This window comes from Clostridium sp. CM041 (assembly GCF_055081035.1).
Genome location: NZ_CM143648.1, coordinates 727,126 through 751,178 on the forward strand (window position 1 = coordinate 727,126; position 24,053 = coordinate 751,178).

Consider the following 24,053-nt stretch of genomic DNA (forward strand, 5'->3'; position numbering starts at 1 on the left):
GCTAACGATTACATGCACCATTTTGAAACACTTGTACCACATTGATACGATTTTTATAATTATATTAACTGGTAATGATTACTCTATTCTACACTAATCATTGTTGGTGTAGAAATTCAACTTATTACAGCACCGCAGGTGATTATTTAACTAATCTTATATTTTTCCATTTTCCTATACAATGTCGTTCTCCCTATACCTAATATTCTGGAAGCTGCTGCCATATTATCATTTACATTAATCAATGTTTGCAGAATAGCATCTTTTTCGATTTGTTCTAATGTAAGTAGTTGCTTTGCGACACCTACTTCTCCAACATTTTCTTTTTCATTTATATAACTTGGCAAACTCTTATTTGTAATTACACTATTATTTTCAGCTACATTTAATACAAGTTGCATAACATTTTGTAATTCCCGAACGTTTCCGGGCCAATTATAATTAATCATACTTTTATAAAAGCTTTCACTTATTCCTTTTATATTCTTTTCATTAGATTCACTGAATTTTTCATAAAAATAATCAATAAATATCTTAATATCCTCTTTTCTGTCTCTAATGGAAGCAATATAAATTGGCATAACATTTATCCTATAAAACAAATCACTTCGGAATTTTCCTAATTCAACTTCTTTTTTTAAATCTTTGTTAGTAGCCGCTATAACCCTAACATTTATTGGTATAACATCATGTCCTCCAACTCTTACTACCATGTGGTCTTCTAAAACCCTAAGTAAACTTATCTGAGCGTCTAAGGGCATATCGCCTATTTCATCAAGAAATATTGTTCCGCCATTTGCGAGCTCAAATTTCCCTGGATGTCCACCTCTTTTAGCTCCAGTAAAAGCCCCTTCTACATACCCAAAAAGTTCACTAGAAACTAGATCACGAGGAATAGCACCACAATTTAAAAATACAAAGGGCCTATCTTTCCTTCTACTAGCATTATGTATAGCTTGTGTAAACATTTCTTTGCCTGTGCCACTCTCGCCTTGTAAAAGTATAGTATCATCAGTCTTAGCCGCAATTGATGCTAACTTAATAGAATGGGTTATACTTTGGCTTTTTCCAAATATATCATCAAAGGTATATCTTGCATTAGCTCCAACAATTTTATTAATCATACTTAGAACTGCTTTATTCTCTTTAAAAGTAATTAGCACCCCACCTAAGTCACTAGAGCTAAAAACCTTTATGGGGGTAACGTTAACTATACAAGTTTTATTTCTACCCATTTTTGTAGTAAAATCTATTTCTTCCTCCTGATACTCCTTTCCATTATTCATAACATTTATAATATCCTTACCACTATTATCAGACAAAACATTACTTATGTGAATATTATGTACATCTTTCCCACTATATCCCAATAGTTTCCTCGCAAACCTATTCATACTAAGTATATCACCTTGATTATCTATTCTAATAATGCCCTCGGAAATTGATTCTGTAATTTGGTAAAATTGTTCATTAACTATTCTCAATTTTTTATTGTAATACTCTAACTTCATTTCTTTTTCTATAGCCTTTGCTGCGGCTACTACCATACCTAACGTATGTGGATGTACAAATTCATAATTACCTGTAATACTTAATACCCCTAAAACCCTGCCCTTTTCATTTTTTATAGGACATGCAGATGAAGTCCAATTATGATACTCATGTAAATAATGTTCGCCACCAAGTACTTGTATTGGCTCACCAGTTATTAATGAAAGACCAATTGCATTAGTGCCTATTACTTCTTCTTTTACATTATATCCGTCTTGTAATACCAGAAATTTATTTTGCCGCATTAAGCTATCCTCTCCAATATGATCTAATACATATCCATCTCTATCTGTTAAACGAATCATAAAATCAGAATTTTGTAGTAGATTGTACAGTGTTTGCATAAATGGTTTAGCTGTCTGTAATAGAGGCATAAATTCCTTATACTTATTTTTTAGATCATCCTGTGTAAGTTCAATTGTAAAATCCTTTTTAAATGGATCTATATCATTCAATTTGCTTCGTTCCCAAGACTTTGAGATAATATCTCGAAGTCCATTTTTATTTAAAATACCCTTCGAAACAAATAATTGCCGCTTTTTTATAATATCTTCAGAATTACTAATCGATCTTTTATTTGGCAAATAAATCCTTCCTCTCATAGCATTTTAATATCATTATATGTCTAATTATATAAAATGGCTATTGAAAATATTAAATAAGCAAAAAAAATTCCCTGAAAAAACAAGGAATCTTTAAGAATCAATTAATTTAACTTAATCATCATTTAAATTGATATGACAGTAACCACCTGGATTTTTTTGTAGATATTTTTGGTGATAATCTTCAGCATCATAAAAACAAGAAAGAGGTTGTATCTCTGTAACTATTGGCTTATCGAATCTACTTTGGACCTCATCCTTTGTTCTTAATATAATGTCTAAATCTTTCTTATCAGTATAATAAATACCACTTCTGTATTGATGACCGATATCAGCTCCTTGTCTATTATAAACAGTAGGATCTATTATTCCCCAAAATTTATTCAATATTTTTTCTAGAGATATCACATCTTCATCATAGCTTATTAAACAGGCTTCTGTATGTCCAGTATTTCCCTTACAAACCTCTTCGTATGTAGGTTCCTTCTTTGTACCATTAGCATATCCAACCTTAGTTTGGGCGATACCATTTATTTTTGACATATAAGCTTCTACACCCCAGAAACATCCTCCCGCTACAACAATACTTTTCATTAAATCATCTCCTTTTGAACTGCAACCTCTTCGTAGAAGATGCAATAACGACTTCAGAGGTATATTTATACTATTTGCTGTTTGTTATCCAAAAATTTAAAATCTTCTGCTACAACTTCTATGCTATATCTTTTATTTCCATCTTTATCTGTGTAGCTATTACTAGATAGTCTACCTGTTATAGCAATTTGACTTCCTTTTTTCAAATATTTACACAGCGTCTCTGCCATTCCATTCCATGCCACAATGTTTATAAAATCAGCTTCAGGTTGTATATCTTTATGTGATACTTTATTAATTGCCAATGTGAATCTAGTATAAAACCCTTTACCCTCATTAAAACTCTTAAGTTCCAGTTCTCTTGTTATTCTTCCAATTATTGATACATTATTCATATAATATCTCTCCTTTTTATTTAGTAACTTTTTAAAATTATTGACAATAAGAAGAGGTTTTATACAAACAAACGTTTGTTATTCTTTTAAATATTACTGTGCTTATACTTCAACCATTTCCTTTAATGATTTCGATCCTGCTGTGAAAAAGACAAGTGCAAACAGAATTAAGATCCCTAACTTTGGAAGTATATCTATGACGCCGCTATTTTTCAATGCCACATCATTAAGTGCAGACAATGCCCAATTTTGTGGAGTAAAATAAGCTATTTTCTTAAATACTGCTGGAAGAAATTCAAGTGGCATAGTTGTCCCACTAATAATACATGTTGGGGTTACTACTAAATTAACAATACCAACAGCCTGAGATTGATTTTTAGAATACCTTGATATTAATAATCCAATACTTAAAACAACCACTATAAAAATAGTAAATATCAAAAATACTGCAAACATCGATTTTCCCCAATATATATGGAAAATATATTTTGTTACTGTTACCATAAGTCCTATTTGAATCCAGCATAGGAATAACATAGATAAAAGCACAGAGACTATTATACTACCATTTTTATTTGGCGTGGATAAACTTCTTCTCAGGGTTTTGTTATTTCTAAGTTCAACCATTTCTATGACAATGTATATCATTGAGAACATAAGAAAATTAATTATAAGACTTGTAGATAATGAACCTGATAAAGTGCGCGTTCCATCCTTTTTAACCTCTTCTAGCTCGGCTTTTACCGGGTTATTACTTAAAGAAGCATCTATTTTCCTTGAAATTTCACCATAGCTTGTATTTATCACAATATCATTCTGTTTTATAACGGATATAACTTTATTTGAAAGAAGTCTTTGAGTTACAAAATTATTTACCTTTTTAGAAATAATAATATCCATATTACTATCTGACAATTTCATTATGTCTAATTTCTTTAAATTACCACTTTCTAAATTTTCCGTGAAGATTTCAGGTATAACCAAAGTTACTCCTGTCTTATTCTGTTTTATTCTTATTTGCGCCTCTGCAAGGTCTGATTCTTTAATTTTAAAATTTTTATCTGTTTTTAATTCTTCTATAAGTTTAATACCTAATCTTCCCTTGTCTTTATTAACTATTGTAATATCAACAGTCTCATTAAATGAATCTTTAGAATCTCTTGTAAAGTATGCAATTGCACCTACTACTAAAACCGGTATTAAAATCATTGAAAATATGGGTGTTTTCTGTTTTAACATTCTTTTTAAATGTAAAAATGCCATATGAATAACCTGCATTCTTGTCGCCTCCTTAATCATAACAATAAATTCACTTAAATTTTTTTACTATATCTGAACCTTTTCTCCCTTATTTAATGTTTTAAATAGATTATTCCCTTCTTTTTTTCTCATGAAAAATGCACCAAAAGCTATTCCTAAAATTCCAACACCTAAGAGTACTATAATATTTACCGTTAGCTCTTTTATGCTTCCTCCAAGCACTACTTTATTATAGCTATCCTGAATCCAGTAATTCGGAGTGATTTTAGCAATTTTCCTCATGATTTCCCCAGTATATTCAAGTGGATAAAAACTTCCACCAAGCATAGCAAATACCATAATTACTGCTGTAAAGCTTGCATTTAAATTTTTCTGGCTTTTATATAGGTTCATTATGAAAGCGCTAATACCTGTTATAGCAAAGGCGTGTAGAATACTAATTAAAATCAGCTTCACATAACTGTCCCCAACGCTTATTCCAATGACCTTGCAAATGCCCATGTATAATGTAATATCCACTAGAGTTATAAAAAATACAAAACATATTTTAGCTACATACAAATTTTTCATACTTAAAGTGGTAGATTTTAATCTTGCAAATGTGCCATCTTCTTTTTCCCTTACCATATTTTGTCCTCCTATTACTGATAGATAAAGACTAATGAATGCTAACATTGAGATTGTAAAAATTTGTTTTCCACTAAGCTTTTTATCTTTAGTTATATTAACTGTATTTATAAATTTTTCACTATTTAAAGTGATTGTCTGAGTTATAACTGCTTCTTTCAACATGTCTATAGAAGTTTTATCATTAACACTCCCGTCTATTGCAGAAAATATATTTACATTATTATTAAGTACTTGCACATAAGAATTTACTATATCAAAAATAATCTGTGATTCAACACCAGAGGAGGAGGCCTTTAAAACCTTTATATTAACAGTTTCACCTTTTTCAACCTTTTCTGAAAAACCCTTTGGTATCACTATGGCAGTCTTAAGCTTTCCTTTTTGAAGATTAGCTTTTACTTCATCTATATCAGGTGTCTGGCTAAGTTCTACAAATTTTTTCATATCATCATTTGTAAGAATATCCTTTAAAGGAGCTGTGTATGAGCTTTTGTCCATATCTATTAAGGCTACATTTACTATAGGAATATGCCTATCTGGATTAAGTTGTTTTTCATACATCATACCGTAAAGAACTCCTAATAAAAGAGGCATAATCAAATATATAAGTACATAGAATTTTATATTTCCTAAAAATACCTTGATGTCTTTTATAAATATCCTAAATATTTTCACTTATCCCACCTCCACATTTTTTAGTCTCTTAAGTTCTTTCCAGTTAAACTTAAAAATACAGTTTCTAAGTTTGGTGAATCAACACTTATATTATTTATTCTTACGGATGAAGACATAAGGATTATAATAATATCCTGAAGATTCCTCTGCGAATTTTCAACAGTGAAAATTAGCAACGGATCACTATATTTTATTCTCTTAACCCCCTCTATCCTCTTCAATTTTAATATGATTTCTTCTTTAAAATTCTCTACAATAATTTCTAATTTCTCTTCATTTGTTACCATTCTCTTAATTTCATCTTTAGTACCACTAGCAACAACCCTGCCTTCATCTATTATTGCAATCCTATTACACAAACTCTCTACTTCTTCCATGTAATGACTTGTATATATAACAGTTGTCCCATATTCACTATTTAAGTTTTTAGTAAACTCCAGTATATGATTTCTTGATTGGGGGTCAATCCCCACTGTTGGTTCATCCATAATGATAATATCTGGATGGTGCATTATTGCCGCTGCAATATTAAGACGTCTTTTCATACCTCCCGAATATTTTTTTACTTTGTCCTTTGATCTTTCAGTAAGTCCTGTAGCTTCAAGAACCTCCTTAATTCTATTTTTAAGCGTGCTTCCCTTTAATCCATACATGCTACCCCAAAATACAAGATTGTCATATGCATTTAAATTCTCATATAGTGCCACTTCCTGAGGTATAAATCCTATGTGTCTTTTAGCTTCTACAGGTTTTTTATTTATGCAATTATCAAAAATTTTTATATCACCTCTATCGGCTTTTAATAATCCACAAATCATTGAAATAAGAGTGGATTTTCCAGCACCATTAGGTCCAACCAATCCAAACAATTCCCCTTTTTCTATATTAAGATTTATACTATCAACAGCTAATTTATCCTCATATCTTTTTGTTACATTGTTTATCTCAATTATTGACAAATTCAACACTCCTTTAAATAATTTGCTTATAATTATATTATATAAATTTCCAGTATCTATAGCAATTGAGTTAAGTAATGACTATAAAAAATTGACCATTACTTAAGTCATGTTCTTAAGTAATGGTCATAAAATTAAAAATCCACTAAAGAATTCTTAAGTGCGAAAATTGCTATTTGAGTTCTATCTCTTAATTCAAGCTTTGAGAGTATTTCTGTAATGTGATTTTTTACTGTTCCCTCTGTAACAAAAAGATTGCTAGCAATTTCTTTGTTTGTAAGCCCTGTTCCTATCCCAATTATAAATTCTACTTGTCTTAACGTTAGCTTATATTTATCCATAATATTACTTAGTGTATTTTTGGAATTGGACTTAGTATTATTTATAATTTTGGCTGCTACCTCAGGGTGCATAACTACATTGCCTCTATACACACTTTTAATGCCATCCATAATAATATCATAGGATGTATCTTTTAGAAGATAGCCACTTGCACCATGCTTCATAGCATCATATATATACTCATCATCTTTAAATGTAGTTAGTATTAGAATTTTTATATCCTTAAACTCACTTTTTATAAGTTTAGTACCCATAACTCCATCGCATAAAGGCATTCTTATATCCATTAGGACTACATCTACTTTTTCATTTCTACATAATTTTAGAGCTTCTTCTCCATTACCACATAACCCCACTACATTTATTTCTAAATTAGAGCTTAAAATAATCTTTAATCCTTCTCTTATAAGTACTTCATCATCTGCAATTGCTATATTAATCTTTTCCAAATTCCTGCCCCCTGTTATTCTATAAAGCTTTCAATTTTTGGTATGGACATACTAATTTCAAAGCCTTTATCACCATGAACATTAACTTCTCCCCCAAGACTTTTAACTCTCTGTTCTATACCCTTTAATCCAAAACCACTTTTAATTTTAAGACAGCCTTTTCCGTCATCTTTTATATGTAAATATAACCTATCTTCTAAAAACTGAAGTGATATAATCACACTAGATGCATTACCATGATTAAGTGAATTATTAAGTGCTTCCTGAACTATTCTATATAAAGTGAAGCTCTGATCTCCATTCAATGTCCATTTTTCATTAGAAACAATAAAACTTACCTTAACTCCACTAAGTTTTTCAAAATTAGAAGTAAGTTCTTGAAGGGCAAAAACCCCTTGATAACTGTCAAAATCTGTTGGTTTAAGCTCTTTTACTGCCCTTCTAACATTTTCAATTCCATTTTTAGTGAAATGGATTAAATTACTCACCATTTTTTCACCTTCATTTTGGTCATTTTTCATTACATAAGGAATTGCTTGAAGCTGAATAAGCAGTGTAGATAAGGTATGACCAACAGAATCATGGATTTCTCTCGATATTCTATTTCTTTCTCTCAAAATAGTTAGTTCTTCCACAGTATTTGAATACTGCTGTAATTTTTCGTAGGTCTCTTTTAAATTTTCCTCTGATATTCGTAGCTTATCATATAAGTGCTGTGCTTCACTTTTCCTCTCGCTTTCTTCTGCAATATATCTTCCCAAGACTCCAAATATAACTACAATTACCGTATTAAAAATCACATTAACTAAAATATAATTCTGCATCTTACCATAAACTGGTTTACTACTTTGAAATACTACCGCTGCATATAAAAATGAAATAACTACGTATGCATATGCTTTAGGAAGCATCAAAGCAGCATCCAAAACTGAAATGAAATAATATATAAAAATAAACCCACCAAAACTATAATAGATTATAGAAATTAATACTAAATCTATAAAAAGAGAAATTATCACTGCATATTTTTTCTTATATAAAAAATACATTCTTATCTGAGTATTCAATATATATAGCAGCATACAAATAATGAATTTAGTCATAATATTCATAGAATATTCACCGGTCATAACAACTGAAAGCGCTACTAAAAAATATACTATATATTTAATTAATTCTAAAAACGGATAGTTATTTTTCTTCAATTTACCACATCCAATTTATATATATATTAATTTTAAAATTATTCACAATAAAATATAGAAGCTCTTATAATTTTAGATTCTTCCTGACTGCTACTATAAACCTTAAGTTCTAAATTGTTTTCTTTCTCTGTTGTAGTTACTAATGCTAAATCACCTTTGTTAAGATTTATTTTTTCCTTTGTTTCTGTAGCTATTTCTACATCACCTTTCACTATATAAAATGCTTCTGTGATTTGATGAGATTTTTCAGCATCATTGATATTATTGTGTAACAATATATCTTTAAACTCCCCTTTATTAACTGAAATTGATTCTAATCTCCCCGTGTAGCCTTGTGCCATCATTAAATTAAAATCTACAACTTTACCAAAACTTGTTGTTTTCCACTCTCCACTAAAGCTATCCTGCTCGAATGCTTTTAACACAGCATTATGATGACCTTCATGGCCAAGAAGTAGTTTTCCTTCAATAATCATAATAATCCTTGATATTCCGGGTAAAGATGTAAATGTAGATTGTTCTACTCCAACCTTTGCAGAACTCAGCCTCCATTTAAAATTACGATTACCATATAGTGAATCATTAGGATAAATATAAAGCTCTGTTGTTGTACCACCAGACCATTCACTTGTTTTATGTTGATTTTTTCTAATTATTTCAATATTGTAAGACATTTATAATTCCCCCCTATTACTTATCATATTTACATTCTATTTTTATATGTATTTTCCTTTTATTTCGAAAGTAGAAGTCATAATTTTTAGTTTGTACTTTAATCTGGGACTTAATTAAAAATATTTAGGATTAACAATTTCTAAATCTGAACTTGATATCGTGTAAACTATCCGATATTATTATATCTTAAGTGATATAATAATAAAGTAAAACAACAGTTAAAGTTATTTGCAGTATGTTTGATATTTCAAAGCCAACTTTATACAAATCAATAGAGGAAATAAGTAAAACTAATAATTTATAAATACTTTGGAGAGATTAAACCTAATAATTCTAATAATATATTCATATCAGTTAATTCAGGATTGTATTTTATCATTCATTAATATAAATTTCAAAATAATATTTATTTGGTAAGGAGTTAAAAATGAAAAAATTGAGGTTATTGAATTTTATACCGTTATTGATGGCAGTACCATCAATAACTATTGGAGGGATAGCAATGTACACCAATAAAGTACCAATTGCTATTTTTGTTCAAAACATTTTTTATTTAGTATTAGCTGGAATAATTTCATACTTTATACTATTAAAAAAATCTAAAGTTAAAAATAATGCAAGCACTAATACCACTACTATTATAGTTGCAGTAATTCTTTTATTTCTAACTTTTATTAGTTCAGGAATAGAAGGCGTTCATAGATGGGTATCTGTTGGGCCAATTAAGTTTTACGTTGCGGTTATTGTCATACCTATTATAATTATAAATCTATGGGAATTGTTACAAATAAGAGATTGGTGGTTTTCAGCTGCTATTACAATAGTTATATCAGTTTTGCTTGCTTTACAACCTGATGCTTCTATGCTAACTGCATTTGCTATTCCAATGATAATGTTGTTATGGAATAAGATTAATAACAATATTTTTCGTTCTTGTATTGTAGTGTTACTTTCTGCGTTGATTATTGTTTCTTGGGTATTTTTAGATGGATTACCACCTGTATCTTATGTTGAAAATATAGTTAGTTTGGTAGCAAATATGGGAATAATATGGCTTAGTTTAGGGTTTATTTCTCTTGTAATATTGCCATTGCCATTTATATTTTTTTCACCAAAAAAATATAAATTGTTATCAGAAAGCATTGGTATGTATTTTATAATTATATTAATTTCTACTCTATTCGGAAATTTTCCAGTTCCATTGATGGGATACGGAGTTTCCCCTATAATAGGTTATTTTATATCTATAACTTGGTTCGCAAAATCCAAAATTAATTCATAATATTCTTAACGTGCATCCCACCCTTTGGTGTATCAAACTCAAGAAATTTGCGAACTATACCCCTAGAAGCAATTTTTTAGTACTAACGAGGATTATAAAATGATATATCCTAACTTGCCTGATATGTGAAAATATTTTACATATCCTTTTTTTATTTCAATTACTATGAAGAACATTATTGATGGATAAATTATAATTTTTAGTTTACATTTTAAATTTAGTTTACATAATCTTAGTTATGGTAACTAAATATACTTTTATTTGGTTTATACTCCTAGTCTATATATGTTTTAATCCAGAAATTTTATATTCATAGTATATTCAAACAAATTCTTGATATAAAAAATTGCAAATAAAAAACACCATATGGCGTTTTTTATTTGCAACACTCTTTATTAATAATAAAAATAATAGGAATTAAGTATATATTCAGCATTATATCTAACACTTAATTTTTTCAAATAAAGCTTAACCTTTTCTTTATGTTCCATATCTAAAAGGATTTTTTTAAAATGAGTTAGTTCTTTATCCGAAGCAGCATTTTTAATATATCCCCAAACATGCTCTGCAGTACTTACAAAACTTCCATTCTCTACATCAAAATTTATTATTTCATCCGTATACTCATAGAATTCCTCAATACTGCAATTCTCTTTTATCAATTTACTACACTCTTTATAATATTTATAATTTCTTTCCATTAATACATATTTATATTTAGCCCACTGTTTTTCTATAATTCCAGCCTTTGATTTCTTATCCCTGTTGTTAATTATAATATTGCATTTTATAGCCGAAATATCTTTGTCTTTTACCTCTAGCATAATATCAATACTAAACTCTTTAACTTCCTCATAGTATTCTAGGAATGTTTTAACTATTATCGTATTTGAATGAGCCCCTATCTGTTTATGCAAATTTTGCTGACTATAGTGGGCTTTTATATTACCATCTTTTTTCTGCCATGTTTTAGCTACCTTCCTCATTATTTCTTTTATAGGCACCTCTATTTCATGATTACACTGATGGTGAAGGTTATCAAATATTACTGGTATATTAATTTCCTTACTTACTAAAAGTACATCATCAATATTAAATATTTTTCCATCATTTTCAATTACGAGCCTATCCTTTACCGAAGATGATAATCTTTTGAAATTTTCAATAAACCTATTCATAGCAGCGCTTTTATCACCATAACCTCCACCAATATGAAGTATTATCTTATTGCTTGAATCCACACCTAATGAATCAAGGAATCTAGCATGGTATTCCAAATCTTTAATTGCTTTTGCTACAATCTCTTCTTTTTCTGCATTGAGTACTGTGTACTGACCTGGATGCATAGACACTCTCATGCCACACTCTTTTATATACTCGCCTATTTCATTTAATTCGTTTTGAAAATGTTTATGCCATGGAATTTCATTAATACTGTGACTTCCTAATGGAACTATATCTGAACTTATTCTAAATAACTTTATGTTATACTTCTCATTATTCTCTAATATTCCTCTTAAATCTATTAAGTTTTGCTCTAATATTTCTAAAAACATTTCTTCCGAAAAGTTTTTGAGCGTTAATCTTCTATTTGTTCTTGCATTTGTTGTAAGTGGTATGCATGCATATCCAATTTTCATATTTACCTCCTATTTTTTCCTCCCATGAGTGTATCCAACAACCTCAAATTTCTTTGAAAGGCCTTTAATAAATTCATTATAATAAGGACATGTCGCTCTGATGCATGTTGATAAATGTATACTGCTTACACCCTGTTTTTTTAATTCCTCTGAGGAATTAAGCATTTCTTTTAATGAATCTGCGTTACATCCGCTACATGGTATTTGCATTACCATGTCTAAACTAGCATCATAATCATTAAATGAGGCTGTCTTATTGTTAAATGCCTTTATACAACCAGAACCTGAGCATTTACTAGAAACTTTAAAACATCTTAATACAGCAATCTTTTTCATATTTATAACCACCTTAATAATTTATATACTATATTATAACTAAATACAAAAGTATTAGATGTGATTTATGTAACATATTTAATTAATGTTTTAAACTTCCTGCTTATTACAGGTTTTAACCACCGTCATGCCTTCTTAGAGATACGAAGCCAAGTTAAAGGCAAATCTTATCAACCTAATGTTTTCAGCTATCTAAATAGCCATATTTATCATTATTTTCAATAACCGTATTTTCAATAACCGTATTTTCAATATACGCTAACCATTCACGATACTTTAATCTAAAATACATCAATTAAATCTCCAGCATTATTTTTCAACTTATCTACGGAGTGAATGTACCTATTAGTAGTAGCTAGATTTTTATGTGCAGCAAAATCCCTAACTTTCTCTACTGTAGCCCCTGCTAAAATTGCTAGTGTAATAGCTGTATGCCTGGTAGAATGAACTCGTAAATCTTTATCTATACCTGCATTTTTGCATACTCTTTTTATCATATAATTTAAAGTGCTTGCATCTAATTTTTCCTTATTATTTCCATTAGTTGAATGGCCAATAAACAAATACTCTTCGCCACTAGATACCTTATTTCTTTTAGTCAACCTAATATATTCATTTATCATAGTAAGAACGTTTCCTTGAATTTTTACTATATCCTCTTTACCGCCTTTTCTTATTACTTTTACTACATCATAACCTGTGTGCGTCGTAATATGCTTTATCTTAATATTTATAATCTCAGATTTTCTTAAAGCAGTTGTTAAAGCAAGTACTAATATAGTTTTATTTCTATGTCCTAATATAGTGGATGTATCTATACTATTTAATAAGACTTTACACTCTTCTTTTGTTAAAAACTCAGTTTCCTTATTATTTATCACTGGTTTTTCTTCTTTTAAATTTCCAAAAGGATTATATTTAATTATATGAATGCCTGTAGAATTATCTTGATATTTTAATAACCACTTATAGAGAGCGCTCAATGATGATATTTTCCTGTTTATAGTAGCAGAGGACATATTTTTATTCATTAATTTCATTATAAAATTTTGCGAATGTAGTATAGATACCTTTTTAATATCTTCTATAGTGATGTCATAAATAGAACTTACGCAAAAAAAATCTTTTATATCTCGTTCATAGCTTTTAGCAGTATATTTACTTTTTCTAGACTTGATTTCAAGAAAATACCATATAAAATTTTTGTTATCTAAAGTCAAATCTGAATTATAGTTGAATTGTGTAATATTGTTTATCATATGTATTCCCCTTTAATATTTTTTAAATTTCTATACATTTTAAAAAGCTGCAAACAGTAAGTTAGCAGCTTTTTAAAATATACAGGCTATAATTATTCTTCTAAATCATTAATTAAGTTTACTATTTCTTCTAAAGCTAATTTTTCATCATCACCATTAGCTATAACGTTTACAGTTGTATTAGGACCGACTCCTAGAGATAAAATGCCTATTAAACTCTTAATATTAGCTTTTTTGCCCATATATTCTATACCTATATCTGATTTAAAAGACGCGGCTTTTCTTACTAATAATGTAGCTGGTCTAGCATGCAATCCTTTAGAATTACTAACGAGAACTTCCTTTGTTACCAATTAACTTCACCTCGATACTTTATTTATTATTGCATGCGATAATATAAAATATCTTATCTATTAACGCATGCTATTATAATATCATTAAAAATCATGTAAATCAATTTTAAATATTTTCAACAAACCTCGCTATTCTATCAAGTCCAATTTTTATATTTTCCATAGAAGTAGCATAAGACAATCTTATAAAATTATCTACTCCAAATGCTATACCTGGTATAACAGCAACTTTTTCTTTTTCAAGTAAAATATCTGAAAAAGCAATCGAATCTTTTATAACTTTTCCGTCGATTGATTTATTTAAAACATCCCCTATATTCACCATAACATAAAAAGCGCCTTCAGGTTTTATGCAAGATAAATTATTAATGCTATTAATTTTTTCCACCATATAATCTCTTCTTAGCTTAAATTGTCCAATCATTTTAGCTATATCATCTTGATTTCCATTTAAAGCTTCAACTGACGCATATTGCGCAATTGAATTGGGATTTGATGTAGTATGACTTTGAATATTAGACATTAACGATACTATTTCCGTGCTACCAGCAGCATATCCTATTCTCCATCCTGTCATAGCGTAAGCCTTAGAAAGGCCGTTGATTACGATAGTTCTTCTGTAAGCATCCTCTGAAAGACTTGCTATACTAATATGGTCATTACTACCATACAACAATTTTTCATAAATTTCATCCGATATTATGATTAAGTTATTTATTTTTGCAAAATCAGCAATTTCCATAAGTTCTTCCTTTGAATATACAGTACCTGTAGGATTATTTGGACTATTTATTATTATTGCTTTAGATTTAGGCGTTAATGCTCTATTAAGGCTCGCAATTGTTAATTTAAATTCATTAATTTCTTCTGTTTCTATATAGATAGGTTCTCCATCCGCTAATTTAACCAATTCTGGATAACTGACCCAATATGGAACTCCAATTAAAACTTCATCTCCTGGATTTAAAATAGCTTGAAATACATTAGCTAAGCATTGTTTTGCTCCAGCTGAAACTATAATTTGAGCTGGTGTGTAAGTTAAGTTGTTTTCTCTCTCTAACTTTCCAATTATTGCCTGTTTTAGTTCAATAATACCTGAAGCTGCTGTATATCTTGTCCTGCCTTCTTTAATTGCTTTTATAGCTGCTTCTTGTATGTTTTTGGGTGTATCAAAATCAGGTTCACCAGCACCAAATCCTATGACATCTATGCCCTCAGCCTTCATTTTTTTAGCCTTTGCAGTTATATCTAGTGTTAAAGATGTTGTTATTTGCTTTGCTTTTTTAGATAATACCATTTTTCTTACCCCCAATACTTATATTAATTTAATTCTTATGATACTAATATATCACTTTTTTTTTGTGATGTAAATGGAGCAACCTGATTCCACATTACATACTTTTCCAAATAATATGTAATATGAAATAAAAAAACCCTCTTAGGGTTTAGAAATATTCTAAATCTCAAGAGGATTTAATCTTACATTTAATTATTTAGCATAGTCAATAGCTCGTGTTTCTCTAATTACATTTACTTTAATTTGACCAGGATATTCTAGTTCATTTTCAATCCTTTTAACTAGATTTCTTGCCATTTCAACAGCACCTGCATCATCAATTATTTCTGGTTTAATCATAATTCTAACTTCTCTTCCAGCTTGAATAGCATATGACTTTTCTACACCTTCATAAGAATTTGAAATTTCTTCTAATTTTTCCAATCTTTTAATATAAGCTTCTAAAGTTTCTCTTCTTGCACCTGGTCTTGCCGCTGATATAGCATCTGCCGCTTGAACTAGTATTGCTTCAAGGGATTCTAACTCAACGTCACCGTGATGCGCTGCAATAGCATTTACTACAATAGAGGACTCATGGTGTTTTTTAGCTATTTCTGAACCTATAAGCGCATGTGGACCTTCAACTTCATGATCTACAGCTTTACCTATATCATGAAGTAGACCGCATCTTTTAGCGAGTGTTGGGTCAATTCCAAGTTCAGATGCCATAAGTCCAGCTAAATATGAAACTTCTATAGAATGCTTTAATACATTTTGACCATAACTGGTTCTGTATTTAAGCCTTCCGAGCAGCCTGATAATTTCCGAATGAAGTCCATGCACTCCTGTTTCAAAAGTTGCTTGTTCTCCTTCTTCTTTTATGTCACTATCAACTTCTTTTTTAGCTTTTTCTACCATTTCCTCAATTCTAGCAGGGTGAATTCTTCCATCCACTATTAGTTTTTCAAGTGCTATTCTAGCAACTTCGCGCCTTATAGGATCAAATGCTGAAAGAATTACTGCTTCAGGTGTATCATCTATTATTAAATCTACTCCTGTAAGCGTTTCTAGAGTTCGAATATTTCTACCCTCTCTACCTATTATTCTTCCTTTCATCTCATCATTAGGAAGCGAAACCACATGAACTGTTGTTTCTGCTACATGATCGGCTGCACATCTTTGAATAGCATAAGTAATAATTTCTCTTGCTTTTTTATCAGCTTCTTCTTTTGCCTTAGTTTCAATTTCTTTAATCATAATTGCAGCATCGTGTTTAATTTCTTTTCTAATTTCATCTAATAAAACTTGTTTTGCCTCATCAGATGTCAACCCTGATAATCTTTCTAATTCCCCTCTTTGCTTTGTGTATAAATCTTGTACACTTGCTTCTAGCATTTCACTTTCTTGTTGTTTTTTATTAAGATTTTCTTCTTTTCTCTCCAGCACATCACTTTTTTTATCTAATGATTCTTCTCTTTGGATGTTTCTTCTTTCTAACCTTTGAACTTCATTACGTCTTTCTCTTGATTCTTTTTCTAAATCAGTTCTAAGTCTGTGAACTTCTTCTTTGGCTTCTAAAATAGCCTCTTTCTTTTTTGATTCAGCATCTTTTACACTTTCATCAATAATTTTTTTAGCTTCTTTTTCGGCCTTGAAAATATTTGCTTGAGATATATTTTTTCTAATATAAATTATAACAAAAATACATGCTAAAACAACAACCAAAATAGCACAAACTACTATGAGCATTGTTTGACTTTTAGTATCCATTGATTATCAACACCTCCTTTGCTTATTTCAAATCTATTTAAGAGTAAATATGAAAGCTAGAAAAGGTGCTATATTTAATTGGTAACAATTTAAATATACTAAACCAGTATTTGTATTTATTTTATATTACTTTTCAGTTAATGTCAAGATTTTAACGTTTAAATAAGTCTTTATTCTTACTATTATATAGTAGTTATGATAAACTTTAGCATATTGCATCATAGAATGCACATGCCTGATACCATAATAATACTCCTTAATTATAAGTTAAAGAAAAAAAGCAAGTAAAAACTTGCTTTTATGCTTCTTTTTTACTTGCTTCCTTTTTGCTAACTTCTTTTTTACTAGTCTCTGCATTCTTGTATAATGGTAGGTTATGTTTTGCTCTAATTTTGTTTTCTATCTCTAACATAACCAAAGGGTTTTCTTTAAAATATTGTTTTGAATTTTCTCTTCCCTGTCCAAGTCTTATATCTCCATATGAGAACCACGCTCCACTTTTTTGTACAATCTCTTCTGTAACTCCTATATCTAGAACATCTCCCTCTCGAGATATGCCGCGACCATACATAATATCAAATTCAGTTTTCTTAAATGGAGGAGCTACTTTGTTTTTAACTATTTTTATTCTTGTTCGATTACCCATAAATTCATCGCCTTGTTTAATTGTATCTATTTTTCTAATATCTAGTCTAACAGATGCATAAAATTTCAATGCTCTACCACCAGGGGTTACTTCTGGGTTACCAAACATTACTCCTACTTTTTCTCTTAATTGATTTATAAATACAAGAACACATTGGGATTTATTTATAGAACCCGCAAGTTTTCTTAAAGCTTGAGACATAAGTCTTGCTTGGAGTCCTACATGAGAGTCTCCCATTTCGCCTTCAATTTCAGCTTTAGGAACTAGTGCTGCTACCGAATCCACGACGATAACATCTATAGCTCCAGAGCGAACTAAAGCCTCTGTAATCTCTAACGCCTGTTCACCAGTGTCTGGTTGTGATACTATTAAATTTTCTATTTCTATTCCTAGTGCTTTAGCATATTCAGGGTCTAAAGCATTCTCTGCATCTATAAATGCAGCTGTACCACCATTTTTTTGAGCTTCTGCAACTATATGAAGTGCAACTGTAGTTTTACCTGAAGATTCTGGTCCAAAAACTTCTATTATTCTTCCTCTAGGTACACCACCTATGCCTAGACCTATGTCAAGTCCTAAACAACCAGTGGAAATAGCCTCTATATTTAACTTACTATTTTCTCCAAGCTTCATTACAGAACCTTTTCCGAATTGTTTTTCTATTTGACCCATAGCTACTTCTAGCGCTTTTAATTTTTCATTATTCATAAATTTCCCCTGCGGGTTCACCATCCTTTTTCGACGAACGTTTGTTCTGAACTTAAGTATACACCATTTATTTTATATGGTCAACATACAAAGCAATATCTGCCATTTTCATTTAATAAAGAAATTCTTTTATTTGTATTATTAACAAACTCTAATAATTTAATCACTTATCGACTCTAATTGTACCTTTGTTTTTTACAAAATAGTCAACACCAGATATTATTGTAATAATTACTGCGGCAGCCATGAAAATATTAGTTAACGCATTTAATATTGTATTTGCGTAAGATAAATTTATTAATGCTGTAATTATAGCTACTATTTGAATAACGGTTTTCAGTTTTCCCCATTTACTAGCCGCAATTACTTTTCCCTCTGAAGCAGCTATTGTTCGAAGTCCTGAAACTGCAAATTCTCTAGCAATTATAACCATAGCTACCCAACTAGACACAATTTGAAGCTCCACTAATGAAACAAGCGCAGCAGTTACTAAAAGTTTATCTGCTAGAGGATCCATGAATTTTCCGAAATTAGTTATTTGATTTCTGCTTCTAGCTACATAGCCATCCAACTTATCAGTGAGAGATGCTACTATAAAAACAATTGTAGCCAGTTCTCTTCCATAGGGTATTCCCTTAACTGCCATAAATACTAAAAATATAGGTACTAAAAAAATTCGAATCATTGTAAGTTTATTTGCAAGATTCATAGCACACAACTCCTATTAAATCATATTCTAACGCTTTGGTAACCCTTACTGTAACGAATTCGCCCTTATTATAAGCTTTGTCAGATTCAAAGAAAATAGTTCCATCAACTTCTGGTGCCATTTCATAACTTCTACCAAAATAAGTTTTACCATTAAATCCTTCTACTAAAACTTTGTAGATTTTGTCTATTTTTTTACTATTTATCTCTTTTGATATATTTTGTTGCACAATCATTAATTCTTCTTCACGTTTTTCCTTTATTTCTTCTGGAATTTGATTTTTCATCTCTGCAGCTGCAGTACCATCTTCCATTGAGTACTTGAACACTCCCAATTTATCAAATTTAGTTTCATTGATAAACTGTTTCAATTCTTCAAAATTTTCTTCCGTTTCTCCTGGAAATCCAACGATTAATGTAGTTCTAAGGGTTAATCCCTTAATACCCTTCCTCATCTTATTTATGTTTTCTGTTATGATATTTTTTCTTCCTTTCCTTTTCATGGATTTAAGAAGATCATCGCTTATATGTTGAATTGGTATATCTACATATTTGCAGACTTTATCATTTAAAGAAATCTCATTAATAATATCATCCGTCATTTCTTCTGCATAACAGTAAAGTACTCTTATCCATTCAATCCCACTTATTTGAGAAATTTTACTTATTAACTTATGTAGGTTTTTTTCGCCATATAAATCTATCCCGTATCTAGTGGTATCTTGAGCAACTAAAATAATTTCCTTGCAACCATGTTCACTTAAATCCTTGGCCTCTTGTATTATGTTCTCCATTTTTCTGCTTCTATATTTCCCTCTAATATTGGGTATTGCGCAATATGCACAAGCATTATCACAGCCCTCGGAAATTCTAATATAAGCAGAGTATATTTCTGTAGTTAATACTCTTTGTCCTTCATTAATATTATCATCACTATAAGTGCAATGTTGTACTTTAATATTTTTTAAAAGAACCTCTTCTATACTACTTAGTAACTTGTCATAATCATTAACACCGAGCAGTATATCAAGTTCTGGCATCAATTCAATCAGATCCGCCCCATAACGCTGAGTAAGGCAACCCGTTGCAATCAATACTGTGCAATTATATTTCTTTTTGTATTCTGACATTTCTAAAATAGTGTCTATTGATTCTTGTTTCGACGATTCTATGAATCCACAAGTATTCACTAAAATTATATCTGCTAGTTTAGGATCATTTGTCATATCATATTTCCCACTTAAACTGCTTATTACAATCTCACTATCAATTCTATTTTTATCACAGCCTAAATTTATAACTCCAACTTTTAATTTTTCCACCAGTCATCCTCCTTGTTTATCAACCTGAGTAACTCCTATTTACCAAATATCATACTACTTGTTTGATTCTTTATGTAAATAATAGTTAATTACTTTTATCTTCCTACATTTGTACCCATAAATTATTGTAAATGTGATTTGCAAATTAAACAAGGGTATTTACAATTATTCTTACATTTTTTTTTATTGTTCCTTTAACTCACTATCACTTAATAATATTTCCCTAGGTTTGCTTCCATTTCTAGCTGATATAATCCCCCGTTCCTCCATTTGTTCAATAATTCTTGCTGCTCTATTATACCCTATTTTTAGCTTACGTTGCAATAAGGAAGTAGATGCTTGTCCATTTTCAACTACTATTCTTATTGCTTCATTTAATAATTCATCAATATCATCATCAATACTTTTATTATTTGAACTACTCTCTATTTCATCTATTATTTCTTTTTCATAGTTTACTTCTGTCGTCTGATTTTTTATAAAATCAACAACTCGTTCAACTTCTTCTTCTGACACAAACGCTCCTTGTATTCTGAATGGTTTAGCCTCTCCGACCGGATAAAAAAGCATATCACCTTTCCCAAGTAATTTCTCTGCACCAGAGGAATCCAAAATTGTTCTTGAATCTATTTGGCTCGAAACTGCAAAAGATATTCTTGAAGGTATATTGGCTTTTATTACACCTGTAATAACATCAACTGATGGTCTCTGCGTCGCAATTACTAAATGCATTCCTGCCGCTCTTGCCATTTGTGCAAGTCTTCCAATATATTCCTCTATATCATTAGCACAAACCGTCATTAAATCTGCTAGCTCATCAATTATAATAACAATCCACGGCAATTTATTTTCAACAATGCCTTTATTAACTAATTCATTATATCCTTCTATACTTCGCACATTGTTTTCAGCAAAACTCTTGTATCTTCTTGACATTTCGTTTACAGCCCAATTTAAAGCCCCTGCAGATTTTTTGGGATCTGTTACAACTGGTATTAATAGATGAGGTATCCCATTATAAATATTTAATTCAACAACCTTAGGGTCAATTAATAATAGCTTAACCTCCTCTGGAGAATATTTATAAAGTATGCTTATTATTAATGAATTTATACAAACACTTTTTCCAGAGCCTGTGGCCCCTGCTACCAGCAAATGTGGCATTCTTGTTAAATCCGAAACAACACAGTTACCGCCTATATCTTTTCCTAAACTAAAGGATAAATTTTTGTTAGAAGCTGAAAATTCATTAGATTCTATTACTTCTCTTAAGTATACTGCACTTAACTCTTTGTTTGGCACTTCAATGCCTACAGCTGCCTTACCAGGTATCGGTGCCTCAATTCTTACCCCGGAAGAAGCTAAATTCAGTGCAATATCATCTGCTAAATTTACAATTTTACTCACCTTAACACCAGCATTTGGCTGAAGCTCAAACCTTGTCACTGAGGGTCCTTTTGTAACTTGAATAACCTTTGCTTCAACTCCAAAGCTACTTAGTGTCTCTTGTAGCTTATTGGCACTATTAAGCAATTCTTTTTTATCATTTTTATTCATTTTGGAGGTATTATTTTCATTTAATAAATCTACAGTCGGATATTCATATTTATAGTTTGGCTTTGAATTTACACTATTTAATTGAATTTCTTTCTCCAACTCCTGATTGATAGAATTATCTATATGACTTTCTTTTGAAGCACGTGCATTGTCATTCCTAGCACTACTAACAGTTTCTTCTTTATTTAATCCCTCCACATCTGTAGCAATTTCATTTGATTTTATAAAATCGATTATTTTAATTTTATTGCTAATATCTTTAATAAATTTATTTTTTTCTCTATTCGGAACTACTAAGTCTTCTTGCTTATCATTATTTTGAATATATAAATCCTTACTATCATTTTTACTCGCAGTTTTTTTAATTATAAATTTATCCTTTAAATAAAAAAAGACATCATTTAGCGATACGTTTAATATTATAATAAAGCATATAACATAAATAGCAATAAAAATTATATAGCTACCTGCAGCTCCAAATAGTGTATGCAATGGTACATCAATTGAATAACTAATAATCCCACCATGTAATACACTTTCTGAATTATATATCTTATTTACTCCGAGCAAAAAATCTCCTTTAGTGTAATACTTATTTAAAGATAACATTTGTATAAATAATAGTGTATTTATTATAAAAAGTATTATTCCACAAAACTTCTTACTAAAATTTATCTTACCTTTCTTAACAATTTTGCAAATGCCAATAAATACTATAAGGAACGGCGAAAGATATGCACCTACTCCTAAAATTGCAAAAAGCATGTGATTAATTAGATTACCTATCGTACCTGATATGGAATTAGAATTAGAACCCCTAGTTGAGAAAATACTTAATAAAATTAATATACCTATTGTTATTAAAATAATTCCATAAATCTCACTATTAGCATCTACATTACTTGCAACTTTAGATTTAGTTTTAGTTTTTTTTCTAGTCAAAGTATCACCTCTATCCTTATTATTTCTACAAAATTTAGAAATCTCCTCTAACTTTCAATATATTTATATATCAATTTTAAACTAGTTATATAAAAAAATTATTAGATTATATTCGTCATAGTAACAAATCATTAAAAATAGACATAAATAGGCCATTTTAACCTGTTTATATCTAATTTATTTTTAACCTATCATTTCGTTTAATTTTGATAATGCCTCACTAATGCCACCAACCTCATCTATTAATCCATTATCAACTGCTTGTTTTCCTATAAGTATAGTACCCATATCATTTAAAAGCTCATCAGTTTGAAGCATTAATCTATTTACCGTTTCCTTATCAATCTTAGAGGTTCTAATAATAAATTCTGTTATTCTTTCTTGCATTTTATTGAAGTATTCAAAAGTTTGAGGCACCCCTATTATTAGACCATTCATTCTTATAGGATGAATTATCATAGTTGCAGATGGGGAAATGAATGAATACTTAGCTGCTGTTGCCAGTGGTATACCTATTGAATGCCCTCCACCTACTACAAGTGATACAGTTGGTTTGCTAAGACTTCTAATCATCTCTGCTATTGCAAGCCCCGCTTCCACGTCTCCTCCTACAGTATTTAAAACTATAAGAATACCTTTTACTTTATCATCCCTCTCCATAGCAATTAGCTCTGGAATAACATGTTCATACTTAGTAGTTTTTGTTTGAGGTGACAACATCATATGTCCTTCTACTTGACCTATAATAGACAAAACTTGAATTTTAGCATCCTGAGTTGGGATATTAGTTGTACCCAGTTCTTTAATATTTTCAACCTGTTCATTTACATTTTTTTCAATGGTTTCTTTGTTTTTTTCACTTTTCAACATTTTCATTCCTCCTAATCCATTTTATTTTGTGCATTAAGAGAAACTAT

At 30.0% G+C, this 24,053-nt stretch carries 21 protein-coding genes; 1 reads left to right on the forward strand and 20 read right to left on the reverse strand.

Annotated elements, in window-relative coordinates; genetic code table 11:
• Positions 1-146: 146 nt before the first annotated feature.
• The 9 genes from ACWJJT_RS03570 to ACWJJT_RS03610 all read right to left on the reverse strand — a co-directional run bounded on the left by ACWJJT_RS03570 (position 147) and on the right by ACWJJT_RS03610 (position 9,336).
• Entirely contained in the window at positions 147-2,135 is a 1,989-nt protein-coding gene (locus ACWJJT_RS03570; protein ID WP_462956074.1) for a sigma-54-dependent Fis family transcriptional regulator, read from the reverse strand.
• Positions 2,136-2,267: 132 nt separating this feature from the next.
• Positions 2,268-2,747 (reverse strand): peptide-methionine (S)-S-oxide reductase MsrA, encoded by a 480-nt coding sequence (gene msrA / locus ACWJJT_RS03575; RefSeq protein WP_462956075.1) that lies wholly within the window; start codon positions 2,745-2,747, stop codon positions 2,268-2,270.
• 65 nt (positions 2,748-2,812) lie between these two features.
• On the reverse strand, positions 2,813-3,142 hold the full coding sequence (locus ACWJJT_RS03580; RefSeq protein ID WP_220285881.1) for a single-stranded DNA-binding protein: 330 nt from the start codon (positions 3,140-3,142) through the stop codon (positions 2,813-2,815).
• Between the two features lie 102 nt (positions 3,143-3,244).
• The gene (locus ACWJJT_RS03585) at positions 3,245-4,420 is read right to left on the reverse strand and encodes an ABC transporter permease (protein ID WP_462956076.1); all 1,176 of its coding nucleotides are present in this window, start codon (positions 4,418-4,420) and stop codon (positions 3,245-3,247) included.
• A 48-nt stretch (positions 4,421-4,468) separates the two neighbouring features.
• Positions 4,469-5,707 carry an ABC transporter permease gene (locus ACWJJT_RS03590; protein ID WP_462956077.1) on the reverse strand — a complete coding sequence of 413 codons (1,239 nt, stop codon included), beginning with the start codon at positions 5,705-5,707 and terminating at the stop codon, positions 4,469-4,471.
• 20 nt (positions 5,708-5,727) lie between these two features.
• Positions 5,728-6,666 (reverse strand): ABC transporter ATP-binding protein, encoded by a 939-nt coding sequence (locus tag ACWJJT_RS03595; protein WP_216303064.1) that lies wholly within the window; start codon positions 6,664-6,666, stop codon positions 5,728-5,730.
• A 134-nt stretch (positions 6,667-6,800) separates the two neighbouring features.
• Positions 6,801-7,457 (reverse strand): response regulator transcription factor, encoded by a 657-nt coding sequence (locus ACWJJT_RS03600; RefSeq protein WP_216303065.1) that lies wholly within the window; start codon positions 7,455-7,457, stop codon positions 6,801-6,803.
• A gap of 14 nt (positions 7,458-7,471) precedes the next feature.
• Complete coding sequence (locus ACWJJT_RS03605; protein WP_216303066.1) at positions 7,472-8,662, reverse strand: sensor histidine kinase; 1,191 nt, start codon at positions 8,660-8,662, stop codon at positions 7,472-7,474.
• A gap of 38 nt (positions 8,663-8,700) precedes the next feature.
• Positions 8,701-9,336: a HutD/Ves family protein gene (locus ACWJJT_RS03610; protein ID WP_220285884.1), complete on the reverse strand. Its 636-nt coding sequence runs from the start codon at positions 9,334-9,336 to the stop codon at positions 8,701-8,703.
• A gap of 428 nt (positions 9,337-9,764) precedes the next feature.
• Here ACWJJT_RS03610 and ACWJJT_RS03615 point away from each other — a divergent pair, with 428 nt between their 5' ends.
• Positions 9,765-10,619, forward strand: coding sequence for a cell division protein (locus tag ACWJJT_RS03615; RefSeq protein WP_462956078.1), 855 nt, complete (start codon positions 9,765-9,767; stop codon positions 10,617-10,619).
• 395 nt (positions 10,620-11,014) lie between these two features.
• Here ACWJJT_RS03615 and uvsE read toward each other — a convergent pair whose 3' ends face one another.
• From uvsE to ACWJJT_RS03670, 11 genes are all read right to left on the reverse strand, one after another.
• Positions 11,015-12,259 carry a UV DNA damage repair endonuclease UvsE gene (uvsE, locus tag ACWJJT_RS03620; protein ID WP_462956079.1) on the reverse strand — a complete coding sequence of 415 codons (1,245 nt, stop codon included), beginning with the start codon at positions 12,257-12,259 and terminating at the stop codon, positions 11,015-11,017.
• Positions 12,260-12,268: 9 nt separating this feature from the next.
• Positions 12,269-12,595, reverse strand: a complete 327-nt coding sequence (locus tag ACWJJT_RS03625; protein WP_462956080.1) for a CGGC domain-containing protein — start codon at positions 12,593-12,595, stop codon at positions 12,269-12,271.
• Positions 12,596-12,876: 281 nt separating this feature from the next.
• The gene (locus tag ACWJJT_RS03630; RefSeq protein ID WP_462956081.1) at positions 12,877-13,854 is read right to left on the reverse strand and encodes a tyrosine-type recombinase/integrase; all 978 of its coding nucleotides are present in this window, start codon (positions 13,852-13,854) and stop codon (positions 12,877-12,879) included.
• Positions 13,855-13,946: 92 nt separating this feature from the next.
• Positions 13,947-14,207: an HPr family phosphocarrier protein gene (locus ACWJJT_RS03635; protein WP_165412193.1), complete on the reverse strand. Its 261-nt coding sequence runs from the start codon at positions 14,205-14,207 to the stop codon at positions 13,947-13,949.
• A 106-nt stretch (positions 14,208-14,313) separates the two neighbouring features.
• Entirely contained in the window at positions 14,314-15,504 is a 1,191-nt protein-coding gene (locus tag ACWJJT_RS03640) for a pyridoxal phosphate-dependent aminotransferase (protein ID WP_462956082.1), read from the reverse strand.
• Between the two features lie 192 nt (positions 15,505-15,696).
• A complete protein-coding gene (gene rny, locus ACWJJT_RS03645) occupies positions 15,697-17,253 on the reverse strand; it encodes a ribonuclease Y (protein ID WP_462956083.1) in 1,557 nt (518 codons plus the stop codon).
• 298 nt (positions 17,254-17,551) lie between these two features.
• Entirely contained in the window at positions 17,552-18,607 is a 1,056-nt protein-coding gene (gene recA / locus ACWJJT_RS03650; RefSeq protein ID WP_462956084.1) for a recombinase RecA, read from the reverse strand.
• A gap of 163 nt (positions 18,608-18,770) precedes the next feature.
• On the reverse strand, positions 18,771-19,316 hold the full coding sequence (gene pgsA / locus ACWJJT_RS03655) for a CDP-diacylglycerol--glycerol-3-phosphate 3-phosphatidyltransferase (protein WP_462956085.1): 546 nt from the start codon (positions 19,314-19,316) through the stop codon (positions 18,771-18,773).
• Positions 19,300-20,637 (reverse strand): 30S ribosomal protein S12 methylthiotransferase RimO, encoded by a 1,338-nt coding sequence (gene rimO / locus ACWJJT_RS03660; RefSeq protein WP_462956086.1) that lies wholly within the window; start codon positions 20,635-20,637, stop codon positions 19,300-19,302. The genes pgsA and rimO overlap by 17 nt, the downstream gene beginning before the upstream one ends.
• 183 nt (positions 20,638-20,820) lie before the next feature.
• Positions 20,821-23,136 carry an FtsK/SpoIIIE family DNA translocase gene (locus ACWJJT_RS03665; protein WP_462956087.1) on the reverse strand — a complete coding sequence of 772 codons (2,316 nt, stop codon included), beginning with the start codon at positions 23,134-23,136 and terminating at the stop codon, positions 20,821-20,823.
• A 183-nt stretch (positions 23,137-23,319) separates the two neighbouring features.
• Positions 23,320-24,006, reverse strand: a complete 687-nt coding sequence (locus tag ACWJJT_RS03670) for a ClpP family protease (protein WP_462956088.1) — start codon at positions 24,004-24,006, stop codon at positions 23,320-23,322.
• Positions 24,007-24,053: the final 47 nt, after the last annotated feature.